The following is a 17302-nucleotide window of genomic DNA, read 5'->3' as shown; positions in this document are numbered from 1 at the left end:
CTGCTCTTGCCCCCACCACTGAGAGAAACACCAGCACCGTGGCCGCCGACTTCGACGAACTGCGCTCCGACGTGAAGGAATCCCAGAACGAATCGCTTGAGGCGGTGAAGTCGGTGAGCGCCCCCGATGCGCGCAGCGTCGTGCGCGAGCTGGACGTGGACGACAGTGGCGAGGCTGGGGAACTGCGCGGCGGGGAGATCCTGACCGACGAACTCACTGTCCAAGTCATCCCTCAGGGCGAGGACGAGTTCGTCTGCCAGTCGTGCTTCCTCGTCCACCACCGCTCACAGAAGGTCGAGGTCGGCGGTCAGGCCTTCTGCCGCGACTGCGAAGGCTGACGCGCCCCGGAAGCTGATGGCCTCATGCCCTGTGGCGGGGGCGCTGCCGGATCAGCTCGCGGCCTCGTCCTAGGCGGGCGCCTGCGTGCGCTCAGTTCAGGGCAGGCGTGTCCTCAGGAATGACGCCGGAGCCGTAGAGGTCGGCGGCGAGGTCGCGCAGTGCGCGCAGGGCCACCCGCTGGGTGTAGGGCCCGTAGGAAATGCGGGCCACCCCGAGTTTCTGCATCTCCGCCGCCGGCAGCGCGCCCGGGGCACCGATAACCGAGAGCTTGCCCGCTCCCAGCCCGTCCACGAGAGGCTCGATGGTGTCGCGGGTGAGGGCCCCGGGGACGAACACGAGCGCAGCGCCGGCGTCGAGGAACGCCCTGCCGCGGCGGATGGCGTCCTCGACGCTCTCTTGGATGGGGCGTCCGCCACCGCGCACGATCGCGTCGGTGCGGGCGTTGAGCTGGAACTCTATGCCTTCGCGCTGGGCGGCCGCGATGATCGCCTCGACCCGGGCCACGGCCACCTCGAAGGGCCGAAGCCGGTCTTCGACGTTCGCGCCCACGACGCCTATGCCCATCGCCCGGCGGACCGTCTCGCCCGGGTCGTCGTAGCCGTCATCGAGGTCAGCGGTGACGGGCAGCTCGACCGCGTCGACCACAGCCTTGATCCCCGCCAGCGCCGTCTCCAGCGGCATCCCACCGTCGGGGTAGCCGTAGGAGGCCGCGATCGAGTGGCCTGCGGTGGCGATAGCCTTCGTCTCGGGCAGGGCCGCTACCGTGGCCGCACTGACGGCATCCCAGACGTTGACGACGCGCAGGATCTCCGACGCCTCGTGCAGCGCCTTGAGGGTCCGCGCCCGCTCTGCCGTGGTGTTCGCAGCCATACACGTTCCTCCTTCTCGGTCCTTCCGAACCAGGCCGCCGGTCCGGTGCCCGACAATGGTCCGCATGGCGTCTCGGGCGCGCGGAAGGCGCCCGACCGGCCAATGGCCTCCCTCAGGACCGAGCGCCAGCCTGACGCCTCCAGCACGTGCAATGTTGCGAATCGGCAGGCAGGGACGATGCCGTCGCACGCTGCCACTGTTTCTACCAGACAGTACCCAGCCATGGACAGGGTGGGTTGGGCGTGTCCCAGCATGTCTCCCGCAAAACCACGCCAACCTTCACCTCGGATGGATGGGTCGATGCCGTACGATCAGGGCGTCACCGCACCGACACAAGGGGGAACCATGTCCAGTCCGCAGTACCCGAATCCGCAGTACCAGGCACCGCAGTACCCGAATCCGACGCCGGCGGGCTTTGACGCCGCCCCGCCGCTCTGGGCACCGCACTACGGAATCTCGTTCCGGGACGCGATCCGCCGCTTCTTCGCGAAGTACGCCACCTTCACGGGCCGCGCCGGGCGCGGCGAGTACTGGTGGTGGGTCTTGGCCAGCGTGATCGTCAGCATCATCCTGCAGGTCGTCATCACCGCCGGCACGAGCTATGACGCGTACGGCCGCCCAGTCCCCGGGCCGGTCGCAATCCTCGGCTACATCCTCGTGGCCGCCTTCACCCTGGCGACCCTCGTCCCGAGCATCGCGGTGACCGTCCGCCGCCTGCACGACGTGAACATCAGCGGCTGGCTGGCCCTCGTTGCCCTCGTGCCGTTCCTCGGCCCCATCGCCGTGCTCGTCATGGTCCTGCTGCCGTCCAACCCGGCAGGGCAGCGCTTCGACCGGCCCACTGCGGGGGGCTACAAGGCCTGACCTCGCGGCACCGCGAACTCGCGCCCCGGCCGCTCGCTTCGAGCGGCCGGGGTTCCTGCTCCCGGGTCCCGCAAGATCCCCTTTGCCTAGCACATTGGCGTCATGTGCGTCTTGTCAGGCAGTGCTTCCCGATCATCCGCACCAGATGTCACCGCCCAGCAGCCTCGACGCCTCGGCCCTCGCCTCCGAATCCCCGAGGCCAGCCTGCCTGAGTTCGCGGAGCAACCGCGTCCTCTGTCGGTGGGAGGCCGGAGCGAGATCAGGGCCGGTCTGCTGCTCATGGTCCGGATGAGCCCGCGCGACGGACTTCTCGGAGTGGAGGCTGGTTCTGGAGTGACTGCTTCGAGGAAGCATGGAAGATCTGCCTGCCCTGCCCTCGCTCGACTCTGTCGAGAGGGCATCATTCTCAACGCGCAGCCGGGGTCCCAGACTCTTGAGGCCCATTGCGCTCCTATCATTGTCGCCGCTCTCTGCGATGACGGGTAGTCGGCATCAGGACAGGAATGCCCTCGCCGCCACGGGCAAGCGCTGAGACGTTCCGGCCCCGGAGGGGCCCCAGCTGCCGGGCCCCTCCGTACCGGGTCGCGGGTTACCAGCCCGCTGAGTCCATTGGGAGAGGGAACTCGACCGGATCCTATCCGGCACACCGGCGGGCCAAACCGCCCCGCGGCCATGCCGTGCATCACGGACTGCTGCAGGGGCCGCCCATAGGATCGTGGTGTGCGCACGTCCCGGCGCCGACCGGTTCGCCGCCATCCTCTTCGACCCCGCCAGCGGAACCCGCCTCCTCGTCGAAGTCCAGCTCGCCGACGCCGACGCCGGCCAGCTCGACCGCGCCTTGGACCTCTGGGCCGCAGAGCACACCCGCCTCCCTGTCGGGCACCGCCTTGTGCTCGCCGCCGAGCACATCGGCGCCGATGTCGCCCACGCCGCTGCCCGGCCCCGACCTCCAGGGCGCTGGGTGAGGCGGGGTGCCCGCTCACGGTCGCCGAGATGCGTCAGCGGCTCCCTGACGGAGAACCATAGTGCTCGCCAAGTCTCGCGAGCCCCTCATCGAGCGAGACAGAGGGGGTCCAGTCGAGGAGCGCACGGGTCTCACGCTGGTCGTACCAGTGGGCCGTGGAGAGCTGCTCGGCCAGGAATCTCGTCATCGGTGGCTCCTCCTTGCGCCCGGCCCAGGTCCAGAGCTTCTCCACCACCGCGCCCGCCGTCCGAGCCACGGCGCCGGGCACGGCCCACGACGGCGCCGGGACGCCGCCTGCGCGGCAGATGCCTGCGAGCAGCTCGCCGATCGGGCGAGGCTCGCCGTTGGTCACTACGACGGCTCTCCCATGGATGTGGTCCATGCGGTGCAGCGCAGCGACGATGGCGGAGGCGGCATTGTCCACATAGGTGGTGTCGATCAGCGCGGCACCGGCGTCGAGCAGGGGCAGGCGGTGGTGCCTCGCACGGTGCAGGACCCGTTCCACCAGTTGGGTATCGCCAGGGCCCCACACGATGTGGGGGCGCACCGCCGCGACCCGGAACCCCGGCGAATCCGCCGCCAGCGCGAGGAGCTCCGCCTCGGCCTTGGTGCGCGAGTAGTCTCCGTGCGCGCGCTGCGGGTCGGCGGGCTCGGCGCCCAGGCCCGCGATGGCGGCACCGGAATTGGCCACGGACGGGGACGACACGAACACCACATCCCGCACGCCGGCCGCGCGGGCGGACCGGAGGAGGCGGCGAGTCCCCTCGACGTTCACCTCGTGGAACTCGGCCGCTCGGCCGGTGAAGGAGACCTTCGCGGCCAGATGGATGATTCCCTCCACACCCCGGACGGCCGCCCGGACGGCTTCCTCGTCGGTGACGGACCCGCGGAGGTCGGCGGCGCCGTCGACCCCTGACGCCCGTCGCTGGAACGTGGTCACCGCGTGCCCTCGGCGGACCAGGAGCCGCGCGACCTCACGTCCGAGCAGCCCGCTGGCGCCCGTGACGAGGACCCTCATAGCTTCCCCGGGCGGCCGCCGACGAGCACTCGGGTGGCCCAGCGGGACAGACGCGTCCTGTCGATCTTCGCGTTGTGCCGGATGTCCGTGGGGAGTGCTGGAACGGCCAGCACCGCGGAGACCGCCACACCGGCCTCACGGGCCGCCTCCCTGACGCGCGCCGCGAGCCGCGGCGCCGCAGGGCCCGCGGTGCGGGTCCGAGGCGAGGTCTCGACGACGGCGACCACCACCTGCGTGCCAGCCGGGCCGACGCCGGCGATGGCGGCCAGCCGGACACAGTCCAGACGTTCGATTGCCTGCTCCGCGCCAACAGGCGTGACCACGGTGCCCGGCGCCGTCACGACGTGGGCCAAGCGCCCCTCCACCCAGAGGCGGCCGGCCGCGTCGAAGTGCCCTACGTCGCCTGTGCGGTGCCACCCGGGAACGCTGGAGCTCTCCCGCTGCGTCAGCCAGAGCCTGTCGTAGGCGTGCTTGACGTGCGGCGCGCTGACCAGGATCTCGCCGGTCACACCCGCCTCCGTCACAGGATGGGATCCGTGCGCACTGCCGTCGGCGGCCAGCGGAACGACGGCGACGCGCGCACCATGCACCGGCAGGCCGACACACACGCCATTGCCCGCACCCGGCACTGTGCCGGCGGCAGCGTCGACGTCGGCGGCCTGGATCTGTTCGAGGCTGATGTCCGTGACGGGCAGCGCTTCCGTCATCCCATAGGGGGTGTGCAGCGAGGCCCGCGGAAGGAGCCGCTGCACCTCCGCCAGGAGCGGTTCGGGGACAGGCGCCCCGGCGGACAGCAGCAGTTCGACCCGCTCCAGGGCTTCGCGCCCCGCCGCGCCCACGCCATCCTGTGTGGCCAGGACATTGCGCAGCGCCGCCGGCGAGGCGAAGACCACGGTGGCTTCGATGGCCGCCGCGGCGTCCCCCAGTGCGCGCGCGGTGAGGGTACGGGGCGCCGTGACGTCCATCGCAGGGGTCACCGAGACTGCCCCGAGCGCTGGGCCGAGGAGCGCGAAGGGGGCGAAGCCCGCCACCAGTCTGGCCCCGCGGCGGATCCCGAACGTCTGGGCCACGGTGTTCCGCATCGCGGAGAGCTGCCGATGGGTGTAGGCAACCCCCTTCGCGGGGCCGGTGGAGCCGGATGTGAACAGTACGGCGGCGGGGGCCGCCGGATCCGGATCGGGCAGCGGTCGGCCCGGGCCCAGCGCTGCACCGCGTCGCGCGAGGCCTGCGAGGGAGGCTTCGACTGCCAGGATGCGGCGGCGGACCTCCGGCAGCTCCTGCACGCTGATCCGTCGCCCGGGCCAGCCGAGCGCCGCGGCGCCCGCCAGTGCCCTGTCGATGCCGATCAGGAAATCGGGGGCTGCGCCCTTCACGGCCCGGCTCAGACCCCTGGCTCCCAGCCCGGCGTCGGCCACCACGACCACTGCGCCCAGCCGCAGGCACGCATAGAGCGCCACTGTGAGGTCCACCCCCGGCGGAACCATGAGGCTCACCCGGCTGCCGCTGCCCACGCCGGCATCCCGCAGGCCCGCCGCGAGCTCGGCTATGCTCCGGCCCAGCTGTCTCCACGTGAGCAGACGGCTTACGGCGCCCGCCGGCGACATCTCGGCCACAGCGGTTTCGTCCCCTCCCGGGGCCGCCGCCTGCTCGTCGAGCTCCGACCAGAGCGGGCGGAACGCGCCGGGCCGCTCCTCGGCGGCCGTCGGCTGGCCTGCGTCGGGGATCGGGGCGCCCGACGCCGCGTGGTCGCCGTCGTGCGTGCCGACCGCGTGGTCCGCGAGCCACTGGAAGACCGGTGCGGCGATGTCCCGGTCCTCCACCACGAGGTGTCCTGCGCCCTCGAAGCGGTGCACGTCCGCGTGCGGGAGCCGACCGATGAGGTCTTTGAGGTACCGGTCGGAGAAGACGGGGTCGCGCGGGCCCCAGAGCAGCAGGACCGGCACCCTGATCCCGCGCACCCCTTCGGCTACCCCCCGGAGCGCCGGGAAGCTGGGATGGGAGGCATCCGTGGGGATGTCCGCCACGAAGTTCCCCACCCCCGCCCGACGGTGGGAGCTGCGGTACGGGGCCATGTAGGCCCTGCGGACCTCGGGGGGCAGCTGTGGGCGTGCCAGGGCGTGCGTGACCCGCAGGAAGGCGTCCGACGTCGTGGTGCCCCAGCGGTGGACTGCGGGGTGCAGCGCAAGCCGCAGGGAGGGCGGGATCCCTGAGCCGGACGGCTGGTGCACGGCCGTGTTGGTCAGCACCACTCCGGCGAGGTTCTGAGGGTGCGCCAGCGCCCAGCCGAGGCTGACGACCCCGCCCCAGTCGTGGCCCACCGTGACCACCGGTCCGTCGAGGCCCAGTGCGTCGGTCAGGTCTCCGAGGTCGTTGATCCGGTCACCCAGGCGACGGAATGTGCCGGTCCGCTCCGAGTAGCCCATGTCCAGCTGGTCCACCGCGACGACGCGCCACGGGTGGCCCGGCTCGGATCCGGCTGCCAGAAGGGTCCGCCACAGGTACGACCAGGTCGGGTTGCCGTGGACGCACAGCAGGGTGCCTGCCGGCGCGAGACCCCGCCGGGAGATCTGTGCGCCGTTGTCCAAGACGTGCCAGCGGCGCAGTGTGCCCGGCGGGTCCACCGCGGAGGTGGAGTGAACGGTGATCGTCCGGGACCATTCGGGGTCGACCCCGGCCCAGGCCTCGGCTACCAAACGATTTCCACCATGCCCGTATTCAGTCCCGAGCCCACGCCCATGCACAGCACGCGGTCTCCAGAACTCAGCGACTGCGCCTCGGCTGCCAGTGTCATGGGCAGCGAGGCAGGACCCACGTTGCCCCAGTAGGGGAAGGTGATCGGAACCTTGCCCGGGTCGAGGTCGATGGCCTTGATGATGGCCTGGGTGTAGGCGTTGCTCACCTGGTGGGTGACATAGCGGTCCATGGAGGCCCAGTCCCACTCCGGCTGGGCCTCGTGCCAGGCGTCGACCACAAGCTGGAGGCCGCCGTCGAGCAGGCCCTTCGTGTCGGTGGACATCCCGTCGACGCCTCCCACGCACAGGTCGTGGTGCTCGGTGCCGGCCCGCATCACGCCCCCGACGAGCCGGTGGGCCCCCGGGTGCTCATCGGCGGGACCCAGGACGGCGGCGGCTGCCCCTGAGCCGAGGGTGAGCGTAGCGAACTCACGGGTGAAGTCTTCGCGGGTCGTGTCCGGCCGCTGCAGTCGGGCCAGCGTCGCCTCCTGCGTGGCTTGGGAGTCCTCGCCGTTGACGATGACGGCGTACTTGATCTGGCCGGAGTCGATCATGTTGGCCGCCAGGATCATGCCGTTCACGAACCCGAGGCACGCGTTCGCAAGGTCGAAGTTCATGGCAGACGAATTCAGGCCCATCCGGTGGTGGATCTTCACCGCGACGGACGGCTCGAGGCTGCGTCGCGTGACGGAGGTGTTGATCAGGAGCCCGATCTCGGATGCTTCCACACCCGCCTCTGCCAGCGCCTTCGCACCCGCTTCGGCCGCGGCGTCGTCGAAGGACGTCCCGGGGGCCCACCAGCGGCGGTGTGTGATGCCGGCGACGCGCTCGAGCAGCCGCGGCGGGAACCTGAGCCGCTGCAGGGTCGAGGCCAGGCTGTGGTCGAAATCCGTCGAACTCACGATCCTCGGAGCCTCGACGCTGCTCACCGCAAGCAGTGCGGCGTTGCCGTGACGAAAGGTCGCGTTCCCTGCCAAATCAGGCCCCTGTTCGTTTCCGTGCTGAATCCATGCGGTGACAGTACCCACATGAGCGGAAGGCTAAGACAGATGCCCAGGCTGGTTCACGATGTCGGTGCTGAAGAACACTCTGCCAGAGGTTAGGCGATCGCGCCTCTCGCTTTCGCCTTGACCTCCTTGACGTCCGCAGCGCGTGCGCGGAATCTTGACGGTACGAACAGCTGGGGCCCATCTCATCGGACTGAGGAAGGGTCGCCGATGGACCTCGATCCCCTGACAGTGCTCATAGCCGTGGGCGGCATGGCCACCGGCGTCGGTGCCATCTGGGCGGCGTGGGTCGCACGACGCCAGTTGAGGGCCCACGCGGAATTCGTCGAGGAGCAGAACGTCCTCATGAGGCGCCAGACCGAACTGACAGCGCAGAGCGTGGCCGCGCAGCTGAAGTCCCTCCAGCTGCGCGACGAGCGCGAGCGGATCCGGCTGGAGGTCGGCGTGATGTCGCAGCTCTGGGAGGAGTGGACCGGGCCCATCTTCCAGCGGTACCGGCGCGCGAGTTTCCAGTACTTCCTCGACCACTATCTGGTCGATGGACAGCTGCGGGAGCCAGAGTACATTGACGGCGCCACTCGCGCCCTCTTCAACTTCTATACCGAGCTGGGATACCTCACGAGGACTGGCGTACTCAGGGCAGAGCGCGTTCTCGACCTCCATGGGAATTCCATCCGGCACGGCTGGGCACTGTGGAGGCCGGCGGCGATGCGGGAGCGAGAAATGTGGTCCGACCCGGCCCGATATGCCGACTTCGAGTACCTCTACGGGCTCGCCGTGAAGTACCGGGACCGCGGGGAGCCCTCCCAGGAAGAACTGCTGCTCTTCCTCCGCAAGCAGGGACGAACGGAGGAAGAAATGCTGGCCGCTGCGGAGTCCCCCTTGCCGGCGAGGGAGCGGACGGCACCGACAGACTCCTGAACTCCCGCGGGTCCCCGTGCTGGTCCCGTGTCGGCGGCCTCAGCTTGGGCTCACCCACCGCGGCCCCAGCACGCCTTCGAGCAGCGCGCGCCGCTTCTCGCACAGCACGCCGCGGCGTTCAACATCCCGCTGGCCCTCCAACCACGAACCGAGACTCGCTTCGACCGGGTCGCTCGATCTCCAGTCGGGGACGCCGCCGCCTTCCTCACAGAATGCCTCGAGTTCCACAATGGCCGCCGCGAACTCCTCGTCGCGCGGTTCTCTCATGCGGTCGAGCCCTGTGATCTGCCTGGAGAGATAGCGCCTCATTGCCTCGTCCACGTATTCATTCCCCCCAGTGACTCTCCGACGCCGCGTTGACGCATTCTAGCCAGATCCTGAGGCCTCAGGGGCGGCAGCAGCGCCCCAAAGGCATCGCTTCTTTCCGCGCCGCGCAGGTGGCATATCCGCTAATGTTGTACATGTCCAATGCGGACGCTGGGGGTTCGCTTTGGAGCGCCTGCGGCCGCCTCGACACCGTGCACACGGTGAGGCGGCCGCGGGCGCGATTGTCACCCCGGACGGCGGAGACAACAGTAAACACAAGAGGGGGAAGGGATGGGCCCTGTGGGGGACGGCCTCGTTCAGGAGAGCCTCCTGGATGCGCGGGCAGAGTCTGCACGGCTGCAGGCAGCGCTGCAGAGGAAGGCCTGGATGATCCCGAAGGAGCCCTTCATTGCCGCCGGCAGGCTCGTGCTGGCCCTCGCCGGAATGGTCGGCGTCGTCGCGCTCGGCCTCCTGCTCGCGGCAGCCGTCGCCCTCGTCCAGCTGCACATCCGCTGACGGGGCGACGCACCTCACCGGACTTCTGCTCCAACGACAGCCGGCCCGGCCCCCGCGAGGGGACCGGGCCGGCGTCGTACGTTTCGGTCAGGCGGCCTTGGCAGCGATCGCGGCGTCGAGGAACGCGTCGAAGCCCTGCTGCGCAGAGTCCCCGATGCCCCACTGCTTGCCGTCCACGAACGCCGTGGGCGTGCCCGTGACGCCCGAGGAGGTCGCGAGCTGGGTGTCGTACTTGACCATCGGCCGGTAGGTCTTGTCGTCGACGCACTTGCCAATGTCTGCGCCGAGGCCCCGCGCGATCTCCTTGAGCTTGTCATCGGACAGGCCGGCGCTGCCCTCCGCGGGCTGCTGTGCGAACAGCGCCGTGAAGAAGTCGGCGTACTTGTCCGGGTAGGAGTTCGCGACGCAGGCGGCGGCGTTGGCGGCCCGCGACGAGTAGTTCGTCGTGGACTGGCGGTCCAGGAAGCCCAGCGGACGGTACTCGAGGGTGATCTTGCCGTCGTTGCGCGCCTGGTTCAGCTTCTCGCCGTACGTGTCCTCGAACTGCTTGCAGATCGGGCAGATGAAGTCGATGTAGACGACCACCTTGACCGGCTCGGCCTTGGCGGACGGCTCGATGCCGGGGGCGTTGGCGGCCTGGCCGGCGCTCGGCTGGCCGGTCGCGGGAGGGATCGATGCGACATCGACGGCCGACGCCGGCACCGCCTTGACCTCGTTGCCCTTTCCGAGCGTCACGCCGCCGTCCGCGTTCATGTTGGCCGCACGGGGCCCGGTGTCCCCGATCGGGGCGTTGGAGCGCATCGAGCTCGTGACCACGAGCGCAACCACGGCGATCACGGCCACGAGAGCGACCACGACGCCCCACCGAAGCAGCAGACGATTGCGCTTCTCCCTCTTCTGCTGCTCCTCACGGATCTGGCGGGCCTTCTCCCGGGCGGCGGCGGTGCGCTCTGCCTTCGTCTGTCGTGGCTGATTGGCGGGGCTCATCGTTCCTCGTGATCGGTTCGCGGCGCGCAGTGCACGCCCGTGGGTCGGCGACGGGGTCAGTGTAGTGCAGGCAGCTGGCGCCGGGTCCCGCCCTTTCCTTCCCCTCGCCGGGGCTTCTTCCCCCGCAACGTTCCGCATCTGGGCTGAGTTCCATATTCCGCGTGTGACATGCAGCCCACGCCGCGGCGGGTAGTGTTGAGGAAAGTGACAGGGATCCGAGGGGACTGAACGTGAGCCAGCAGACCGCCAAGAAACCGACCGAGGAAGACGACGGAATCCCCGCCAGGACGCACATCTACGACTTCCTCGTCGTCTCCAACCGCCTGCCTGTCGACAGGGTCGGCGAAGGCGAGGATGCAGGGTGGCGGCGCTCCCCCGGCGGTCTGGTCACGGCGCTCGCCCCGGTGATGGAGAAGTCCGACGGCGCGTGGGTCGGCTGGCATGGTGCGCCGGACGAGGAAGTGGAGCCGTTCGAGCACGATGGGATCTCGATCCTGCCGGTGCCGCTCTCGGCCCAGGAAGTCGAGACATACTACGAGGGCTTCTCCAACGCCACCCTGTGGCCCCTCTACCACGACGTGATCGCGCCGCCGGAGTTCCACCGGACCTGGTGGGACGCGTACCGCAAGGTCAACCAGAGGTTCGCCGACGCCGTCACGGCCTGCGCCGCCGACGGCGCCACGGTCTGGGTGCAGGACTACCAGCTCCAGCTCGTCCCAGCGATGCTCCGCCGACAGCGCCCGGACCTGAAGATCGGCTTCTTCAACCACATCCCGTTCCCACCGCAGGAGATCTTCGCCCAGCTGCCCTGGCGGCGCCAGGTCCTCGAGGGACTGCTCGGTGCGGACCTCCTGGGCTTCCAGCGGCCCAACGACGCCTCGAACTTCGCCCGCGCCGCGCGTCGGTACGCGGGAGCGAGCGGCAAGGGAACCCACCTCGTCGTCCACGATCCCACGCGCCACGACGGACGGCGCGAGGTGCGCGCGGAAGCGTTCCCCATCTCGATCGACACGGCAAGGATCGCCGAGCTCGCCTCCCGCCCCGACATCATCGAACGCGCCCGCCAGATCCGCCAGGACCTGGGCGACCCGAAGGTGATCATGCTCGGGGTCGACCGGCTGGACTACACGAAGGGCATCCGCCACCGGCTCAAGGCCTTCGAGGAGCTCCTCACCGACGGGCGGGTCAAGGTGGGCGAAGTGACTCTCATCCAGGTCGCGAGCCCAAGCCGCGAGCGGGTCGAGCAGTACCGCCTCCTGCGCGAGGAGATCGAGGGCACGGTCGGGCGGATCAACGGCACGTTCGACACCATGCAGCACACCGCCGTCCGCTATCTGCACCATTCGTACCCGACCGAGGAGATGGTGGCGCTCTACCTCGCAGCGGACGTCATGCTCGTCACGGCCCTCCGCGACGGCATGAACCTCGTGGCCAAGGAGTATGTGGCCTCGCGCCTCGACGGGACTGGGGCGCTGATCCTGAGCGAATTCGCCGGCGCCGCGGACCAGCTCAAACAGGCGCTGCTGATCAACCCGCACGACATCGCGGGCCTCAAGGACTCGATCACCACGGCCATCAACCTCCCGCCGGGAATCGCGGCGCGCCGCATGAAGACGATGCGCCGCCAGGTCCTGGTGCACAACGTCGAGGAATGGTCGTCCATCTTCCTCGCGCGACTCAAGGAGGTCTGCCCGTGACCATCGACGACCAGCTCCGGGCGGCACTGACCCAGCTGGCCGGCGTCGACCGGCTCCTCGTCGCCCTCGACTTCGACGGCGTCGTCTCGCCCATTGTGGAGCGCGCCGAGGACGCCCGGCCCCTCCCGGCGACCGCGGCCGCCGTCGTGCGCCTGGCGGCGCTGCCGGAGACGTGGACGGCCTACGTGTCGGGCCGGGCGCTCACGAGCCTGCTCAAGGTCGCCTCACCGGACGACCGGACGCTGCTCATCGGGAGCCACGGAGCGGAGGTCCGGCTGGGCACCGAGGAGCACCCCGTGGCGCTCGACCCCGACCAGCGCGATGCGCTCGCCGACCTCCACCGCACATTCACCGAGGTCTCCACCCAGGCCCCCGGAACTTGGGTCGAGGAGAAGCCGGCGGGACGCGTCCTGCACACTCGTCAGGCCGACCGGGACGACGCCGCGGCTGCCGTCGCAGCCGCCCGCAGGGCGCTCACCGGCCGGGGGGACATCTTCCTCAAGGACGGCAAGGAGGTCCTCGAGGGCTCGGTCGTGCACGCGACCAAGGGTGAGGGGCTGGCCTTCCTGCGCCAGGTGACCGAGGCCGAGGCTGTGCTGTTCGCCGGCGACGACGTCACGGACGAGGACGGCTTCCGCGCTCTGGAGTCCGGTGACGTGGGGATCAAGGTGGGTCCGGGCGAGACCTCCGCTGGCTTCCGCGTCGAGTCCCCCCAGGACGTCGCCGAGGTTGTCGGTCTCCTGGCCGAGCTCCGCGCGGACCTCGGTGCGCAGACGCGCCCTGACACCGACGGGGCGTCCACATAACGGGATGTTACGTGCACCACATTTCCCCTCGAATGTGATCCGTGCCATACTCATCTTGTTGAGCGAGGGCGCTGCCCCCGATCGTCATGTTGTGCCAAAATGGGCGACGCCAGCACGGGCGGCCTGTTCTGGCCGCCATGAGGGACACAACTGAACAACACGAACCATTCACTACGGATCGTCCGGCACGTACCTGCCGGTGAAGGGACTGATGACTGTGGCTACAGTTACGTTCGACAATGCGACGCGCCTGTATCCGGGCACCGAAAAGCCCGCCGTCGACAAGCTCAACATCGAGATCGCAGACGGCGAGTTCCTCGTCCTGGTCGGCCCGTCCGGCTGTGGCAAGTCGACCTCCCTCCGCATGCTCGCCGGCCTCGAGGACGTGAACTCGGGCCGCATCCTCATCGGTGACCGCGACGTCACGGACGTCCCGCCGAAGGACCGCGACATCGCGATGGTCTTCCAGAACTACGCGCTGTACCCGCACATGACGGTCGCGGACAACATGGGCTTCGCCCTCAAGATCGCCGGCGTCTCCAAGGAGGAGCGCGCCCAGCGCGTCAAGGAAGCGGCCAAGCTGCTCGATCTGGAGCAGTACCTGGAGCGCAAGCCGAAGGCCCTCTCGGGCGGCCAGCGCCAGCGCGTCGCCATGGGCCGCGCGATCGTCCGCAACCCCCAGGTCTTCCTCATGGACGAGCCGCTCTCGAACCTCGACGCCAAGCTCCGCGTCCAGACCCGCACCCAGATCGCCTCGCTGACCCGACGCCTGGGGGTCACGACGGTCTACGTCACGCACGACCAGGTCGAGGCCATGACGATGGGCGACCGCGTCGCGGTCCTCAAGGACGGCCTCCTCCAGCAGGTCGACACGCCGCGCAACCTCTACGACCGCCCATCCAACGTGTTCGTGGCCGGATTCATCGGCTCGCCAGCCATGAACCTGCTCGAGCTCCCGGAAGCCGACAACGGCGTGAAGTTCGGAGGCACCATCTATCCCGTGGCCCGCGACGTCCTGTCCGAGGCCCACGGCTCGACGGTCACCCTCGGCGTCCGGCCCGAAGACCTCGAGACCGCTCCCCAGGGGGAGGGCCTCGAGGTTGAGGTCGACGTCGTCGAGGAGCTCGGTGCCGACGCCTACATCTACGGCCACACGATGCTGGACGGGCAGAGCCACGACATCGTCGCTCGGACCGACGGCCGTCGGCCCCCGATGAAGGGCGAGAAGATCTGGGTCCGCCCGCAGCAGGGCCACGTCCACCTCTTCGACACCAAGACCGGCCTCCGCCTCGGCGACTGACCCCCTGACGCGGCGACGCCGCGCAAATCACGACAGCGCCCGCCAGGCCCCGCCCGGCGGGCGCTCTCGTGTCACGGGGCTGCGCGCCTCGGACGAACAGCGGAAGAATGGAAGACATGACGGAACAGAGCAGCGCCACGTGGCAGGACGAGCCGACGGACTACGCCGAACTCGGCAAGCTGCCGAGGCGCTCTCCCCTGCCCGACCCGCCGCCCTCGCCGGTCATGGGCTCACTCAGCATCACGGCGGCGGCAGCGGACCCGGAGCTCCTGGACCTGCCGTGGCACATGGCGCTCGAAGAATGGCCCGAGGAGTACCTGGCTGCGCTTCCGCGCGGCATCTCCCGGCACATCGTGCGGTTCGCGAAGTTGGGCAACTCCGTCATCGCCGTGAAGGAGACCGGCGAGCATGTGGCCCGCCACGAATACCACATGCTGCGCAAGCTCCAGCGCCTCGACGTCCCGTGCGTCGAGCCGGTAGCCGTGATCCGCGATCGGCAGACCCCCCAGGGCACCCCGCTCGACCCCTGCCTCGTCACCCGGCACCTCAAGTTCTCCCTGCCCTACCGTGCGCTGTTCTCGCAGACACTGCGCAAGGACACCCTCACGCGGCTCATCGACGCGCAGGCGCTGCTGCTGGTTCGGCTCCATCTCGTGGGGTTCTACTGGGGGGACGTCTCGCTCTCGAACACGCTGTTCCGCCGCGATGCCGGCTCCTTCGCGGCCTATCTCGTGGACGCCGAGACTGGCGAGCTCTACCCCGACCTCTCCACCGGCCAGCGCGAGTACGACCTGGAAATCGCACGCGTCAACATCGCGGGTGAACTCATGGACCTCCTCGACGGCGGCCTGATAGACCCCGAGGTGGATCCCGTCGCCACCAGCGAGAGGATCATGGACTCCTACCGGAACCTGTGGGCCGAGCTCACGGCGAAGGAGTCGTTCGAGCTGGGCGAGCGGTGGCGTGTGGGCGCCCGCATCCGTCGGCTCAACGAGCTCGGCTTCGACGTGGAGGAGTACGCCATCAAGACGACGGCCGGGGGCACCACCATCCAGCTCCAGCCCAAGGTCGTCGACGCCGGCCATCACCAGCGCCGGCTCCTGCGCCTCACCGGACTGGACGCCCAGGAGAACCAGGCACGGCGCCTGCTGAACGACATGGACTCGTTCCGCGCAGACAACTACCCCGGCCAGGACGAAGAGATCAGCGCCCACGCCTGGGTCACCCAGGTCTTCGAGCCCATCGTCAGGGCGATCCCGAAGGAGCTGTCGGGCAAGCTGGAGCCGGCCGAGGTGGTGCATCAGGTCCTCGAGCACCGGTGGTACATGTCGGAGAAGCTCGAGCGCTATGTTCCGCTCGCCGAGACGCTCCAGTCCTACATCGACGATGTCCTCCGCCACCGCCGCGACGAGGCGGCCATCATGCTCAACCCGGACACCCAGCTCCTGAAGGTCATCGAGACCGAGGAGGCCCGTCACCGCGAGGATGACGAGGACGACGGCGAGCACCCCACCGAGGACTGAGTCACCCGCCCACGTGGTCCGTCAGCCACTCGACGAGGGGCCGGAGCCCTGACCAGGCGCTGCGCACATGCGCGAGGGCGTCCGGTGTCCCGAGCCAGACCGGAATGCCGTACGCCTTCCCGGCAGTGAGCGACTTGTAGGTCAGGAGCTCACCCCTGGGATGGTCTCTCGGATACTCGCGCGGAACCGACTTGAGACGCTCTCCGTCAATGGCGAAACCAGCACTTCGCAGTGCTCCGACAATGGCATCCAGCTCCGCTCCTGAGGAAGGGGCATCGACGGCGCCCCGGTAGCGGGCGACCTGAGCCGGCGTATGCGAGTGGTACCCGCCGCCCACTGTGAGTCCGTCAGCGTCGAGGTGGAGGTAGTACCCGATGCCCTGAGCAGTCTGCGCGAAGCCGCCCTGATGGGTCTTGTAGGGCGATTTGTCCTTGCTGAACCGCACATCCCGGTAAGGGCGGAAGGCCTTGGCCTCGCCGAACTCCCCTGAGAGCTCGTCCAGAAGCGATGTCATCGGGCCCCTGACCGTCCTCTCGTAGACATCCTTGTGCCCGGTCCACCATTCTTTGGAGTTGTTCAGCTCAAGGTCTGCATAGAAGGCAGGTCCCTCCGGAGGGAATCCCGTGAATGCACCCATGGAAGGCATCTTCCGCCCTCTCAGAACCGTCCGTCCAGTCTCAGTCTCCGCCGTCTGCGAGCTCCTCGACAGCCTCTGGGAGCTGGCCGAAGAACGCGCCGAACCGCCCCAGGATTGCGCGCCAGTCGCCGGACCGCTCAAACTGGGCAACCCCGACGGCTCCCGCCGCCCATCCGTCCTGCGTCAGGGTGACAACGGTTCCGCCCACGGAATGACCCGACGCGTCCTCCAGCGCCACCGTCACCGTAGTCGGGCTGCCGGCGGGTGCCCCGTCGGACCAGGAGAACACGATGTCCTCCCCAGGCTCCTCGTGCCGCACCTCGGCCCACACCAGTGTCTCGCCGTTCTGCCCCTCCTCGCCCACGACGCCGTCCTCGATGAACACATGCGTACCCTCGCCGAAGCGGGTCGACTCCGCCGGCCACCACAGATGGGCGTCCCCCACGAATGCCCGGTAGACCACCTCCCGGGGCACGGGCAGCTCGAGGCGGTACACGCGCGACGGCGGCGCCTCCCCGCGCGCTGCCTGATCGGGCTCCGAGCGCGGAGAGTCTGAGAAGAGGGGTTCCATGCAACGATCCTAGGGCCGTGCAGCTACCGTGCACGTCGGGGCTTCTGGTGGGGTGTCGTTAAATGCAGGGAGCCCCCCGGCGGGTGCTGGGGGGCTCGACCTGGTGGTGTTGTCCGGCGGTGTCCTACTCTCCCACACCCTCGCGGGTGCAGTACCATCGGCGCTGTGGGTCTTAGCTTCCGGGTTCGGGATGGGACCGGGCGTTTCCCCCACGCTGTGACCGCCGTAACCCTGTGTCCCGTCC

17 protein-coding genes and 1 rRNA gene are annotated in these 17302 nt (G+C 69.3%); 8 read left to right on the top strand and 10 right to left on the bottom strand.

The window, feature by feature from the left end:
* Nucleotides 1-38 precede the first annotated feature (38 nt).
* Nucleotides 39-338: a DUF4193 family protein gene (locus CGQ25_RS02515; RefSeq protein WP_208711663.1), complete on the top strand. Its 300-nt coding sequence runs from the start codon at nt 39-41 to the stop codon at nt 336-338.
* A gap of 91 nt (nt 339-429) precedes the next feature.
* Here the strand turns inward: CGQ25_RS02515 and CGQ25_RS02510 are convergent, their stop codons facing one another.
* Nucleotides 430-1209 carry an isocitrate lyase/phosphoenolpyruvate mutase family protein gene (locus tag CGQ25_RS02510; RefSeq protein ID WP_208711662.1) on the bottom strand — a complete coding sequence of 260 codons (780 nt, stop codon included), beginning with the start codon at nt 1207-1209 and terminating at the stop codon, nt 430-432.
* Between the two features lie 345 nt (nt 1210-1554).
* On the opposite strand from CGQ25_RS02510, the gene CGQ25_RS02505 reads away from it, so the two are divergent.
* On the top strand, nt 1555-2073 hold the full coding sequence (locus tag CGQ25_RS02505; protein ID WP_208711661.1) for a DUF805 domain-containing protein: 519 nt from the start codon (nt 1555-1557) through the stop codon (nt 2071-2073).
* 682 nt (nt 2074-2755) lie between these two features.
* Here the strand turns inward: CGQ25_RS02505 and CGQ25_RS02500 are convergent.
* The 4 genes from CGQ25_RS02500 to CGQ25_RS02485 all read right to left on the bottom strand — a co-directional run bounded on the left by CGQ25_RS02500 (nt 2756) and on the right by CGQ25_RS02485 (nt 7764).
* Nucleotides 2756-3001, bottom strand: coding sequence for a hypothetical protein (locus CGQ25_RS02500; RefSeq protein ID WP_208711660.1), 246 nt, complete (start codon nt 2999-3001; stop codon nt 2756-2758).
* 70 nt (nt 3002-3071) lie between these two features.
* Nucleotides 3072-4055: an NAD(P)-dependent oxidoreductase gene (locus tag CGQ25_RS02495; protein ID WP_208711659.1), complete on the bottom strand. Its 984-nt coding sequence runs from the start codon at nt 4053-4055 to the stop codon at nt 3072-3074.
* Nucleotides 4052-6748, bottom strand: coding sequence for an alpha/beta fold hydrolase (locus CGQ25_RS02490; protein WP_208711658.1), 2697 nt, complete (start codon nt 6746-6748; stop codon nt 4052-4054). Before CGQ25_RS02490 ends, CGQ25_RS02495 begins: the two co-directional genes overlap by 4 nt.
* Nucleotides 6742-7764: a 3-oxoacyl-ACP synthase III gene (locus tag CGQ25_RS02485; protein WP_208711657.1), complete on the bottom strand. Its 1023-nt coding sequence runs from the start codon at nt 7762-7764 to the stop codon at nt 6742-6744. The genes CGQ25_RS02490 and CGQ25_RS02485 overlap by 7 nt, the downstream gene beginning before the upstream one ends.
* A 240-nt stretch (nt 7765-8004) precedes the next feature.
* On the opposite strand from CGQ25_RS02485, the gene CGQ25_RS02480 reads away from it, so the two are divergent.
* Entirely contained in the window at nt 8005-8715 is a 711-nt protein-coding gene (locus CGQ25_RS02480; protein WP_208711656.1) for a hypothetical protein, read from the top strand.
* Between the two features lie 39 nt (nt 8716-8754).
* On the opposite strand, the gene CGQ25_RS02475 is transcribed toward CGQ25_RS02480, so the two are convergent.
* Entirely contained in the window at nt 8755-9036 is a 282-nt protein-coding gene (locus CGQ25_RS02475) for a helicase associated domain-containing protein (RefSeq protein ID WP_208711655.1), read from the bottom strand.
* 372 nt (nt 9037-9408) lie between these two features.
* Between CGQ25_RS02475 and CGQ25_RS18380 the strand changes: the two genes are divergently transcribed.
* Nucleotides 9409-9537 (top strand): hypothetical protein, encoded by a 129-nt coding sequence (locus CGQ25_RS18380; protein ID WP_255405520.1) that lies wholly within the window; start codon nt 9409-9411, stop codon nt 9535-9537.
* Between the two features lie 87 nt (nt 9538-9624).
* On the opposite strand, the gene CGQ25_RS02465 is transcribed toward CGQ25_RS18380, so the two are convergent.
* Nucleotides 9625-10524 carry a DsbA family protein gene (locus CGQ25_RS02465; RefSeq protein WP_208711653.1) on the bottom strand — a complete coding sequence of 300 codons (900 nt, stop codon included), beginning with the start codon at nt 10522-10524 and terminating at the stop codon, nt 9625-9627.
* Between the two features lie 275 nt (nt 10525-10799).
* Here CGQ25_RS02465 and CGQ25_RS02460 point away from each other — a divergent pair, with 275 nt between their 5' ends.
* The 4 genes from CGQ25_RS02460 (at nt 10800) to CGQ25_RS02445 (ending at nt 15850) form a co-directional block, all read left to right on the top strand.
* Nucleotides 10800-12221, top strand: coding sequence for a trehalose-6-phosphate synthase (locus CGQ25_RS02460; RefSeq protein ID WP_208712828.1), 1422 nt, complete (start codon nt 10800-10802; stop codon nt 12219-12221).
* Nucleotides 12218-13027, top strand: a complete 810-nt coding sequence (gene otsB, locus CGQ25_RS02455; protein ID WP_369802279.1) for a trehalose-phosphatase — start codon at nt 12218-12220, stop codon at nt 13025-13027. Before CGQ25_RS02460 ends, otsB begins: the two co-directional genes overlap by 4 nt.
* Nucleotides 13028-13244: 217 nt before the next feature.
* Complete coding sequence (locus CGQ25_RS02450) at nt 13245-14327, top strand: ABC transporter ATP-binding protein (RefSeq protein ID WP_208711651.1); 1083 nt, start codon at nt 13245-13247, stop codon at nt 14325-14327.
* Between the two features lie 116 nt (nt 14328-14443).
* A complete protein-coding gene (locus CGQ25_RS02445) occupies nt 14444-15850 on the top strand; it encodes a DUF4032 domain-containing protein (protein WP_208711650.1) in 1407 nt (468 codons plus the stop codon).
* Nucleotide 15851: 1 nt separating this feature from the next.
* Here CGQ25_RS02445 and CGQ25_RS02440 read toward each other — a convergent pair whose 3' ends face one another.
* The 3 genes from CGQ25_RS02440 to rrf all read right to left on the bottom strand — a co-directional run bounded on the left by CGQ25_RS02440 (nt 15852) and on the right by rrf (nt 17286).
* Nucleotides 15852-16487: a DUF2461 domain-containing protein gene (locus CGQ25_RS02440; protein ID WP_208711649.1), complete on the bottom strand. Its 636-nt coding sequence runs from the start codon at nt 16485-16487 to the stop codon at nt 15852-15854.
* 40 nt (nt 16488-16527) lie between these two features.
* A complete protein-coding gene (locus tag CGQ25_RS02435; RefSeq protein ID WP_208711648.1) occupies nt 16528-17058 on the bottom strand; it encodes an SRPBCC domain-containing protein in 531 nt (176 codons plus the stop codon).
* Nucleotides 17059-17169: 111 nt separating this feature from the next.
* Nucleotides 17170-17286: ribosomal RNA gene (gene rrf, locus CGQ25_RS02430) — 5S ribosomal RNA — on the bottom strand.
* Nucleotides 17287-17302 lie beyond the last annotated feature (16 nt).

Origin of the sequence: Sinomonas sp. R1AF57, from assembly GCF_002224485.1 — a bacterium.
Lineage (GTDB): Bacteria > Actinomycetota > Actinomycetes > Actinomycetales > Micrococcaceae > Sinomonas > Sinomonas flava.
The sequence above is the reverse complement of the archived record's forward strand: the minus strand, read 5'-3'. Positions and strand labels throughout refer to the sequence as shown.

Excerpts from the sequence above, each read along its gene's own strand:
- CGQ25_RS02480 (WP_208711656.1), top strand. The coding sequence starts at position 8,005 with ATGGACCTCGATCCCCTGACAGTGCTCATAGCCGTGGGCGGCATGGCC.
- CGQ25_RS02510 (WP_208711662.1), bottom strand. The coding sequence starts at position 1,209 with ATGGCTGCGAACACCACGGCAGAGCGGGCGCGGACCCTCAAGGCGCTG.
- CGQ25_RS02465 (WP_208711653.1), bottom strand. The coding sequence starts at position 10,524 with ATGAGCCCCGCCAATCAGCCACGACAGACGAAGGCAGAGCGCACCGCC.
- CGQ25_RS02445 (WP_208711650.1), top strand. The coding sequence starts at position 14,444 with ATGACGGAACAGAGCAGCGCCACGTGGCAGGACGAGCCGACGGACTAC.
- CGQ25_RS02440 (WP_208711649.1), bottom strand. The coding sequence starts at position 16,487 with ATGGGTGCATTCACGGGATTCCCTCCGGAGGGACCTGCCTTCTATGCA.
- CGQ25_RS02495 (WP_208711659.1), bottom strand. The coding sequence starts at position 4,055 with ATGAGGGTCCTCGTCACGGGCGCCAGCGGGCTGCTCGGACGTGAGGTC.
- CGQ25_RS02505 (WP_208711661.1), top strand. The coding sequence starts at position 1,555 with ATGTCCAGTCCGCAGTACCCGAATCCGCAGTACCAGGCACCGCAGTAC.
- CGQ25_RS02435 (WP_208711648.1), bottom strand. The coding sequence starts at position 17,058 with ATGGAACCCCTCTTCTCAGACTCTCCGCGCTCGGAGCCCGATCAGGCA.
- CGQ25_RS18380 (WP_255405520.1), top strand. The coding sequence starts at position 9,409 with ATGATCCCGAAGGAGCCCTTCATTGCCGCCGGCAGGCTCGTGCTGGCC.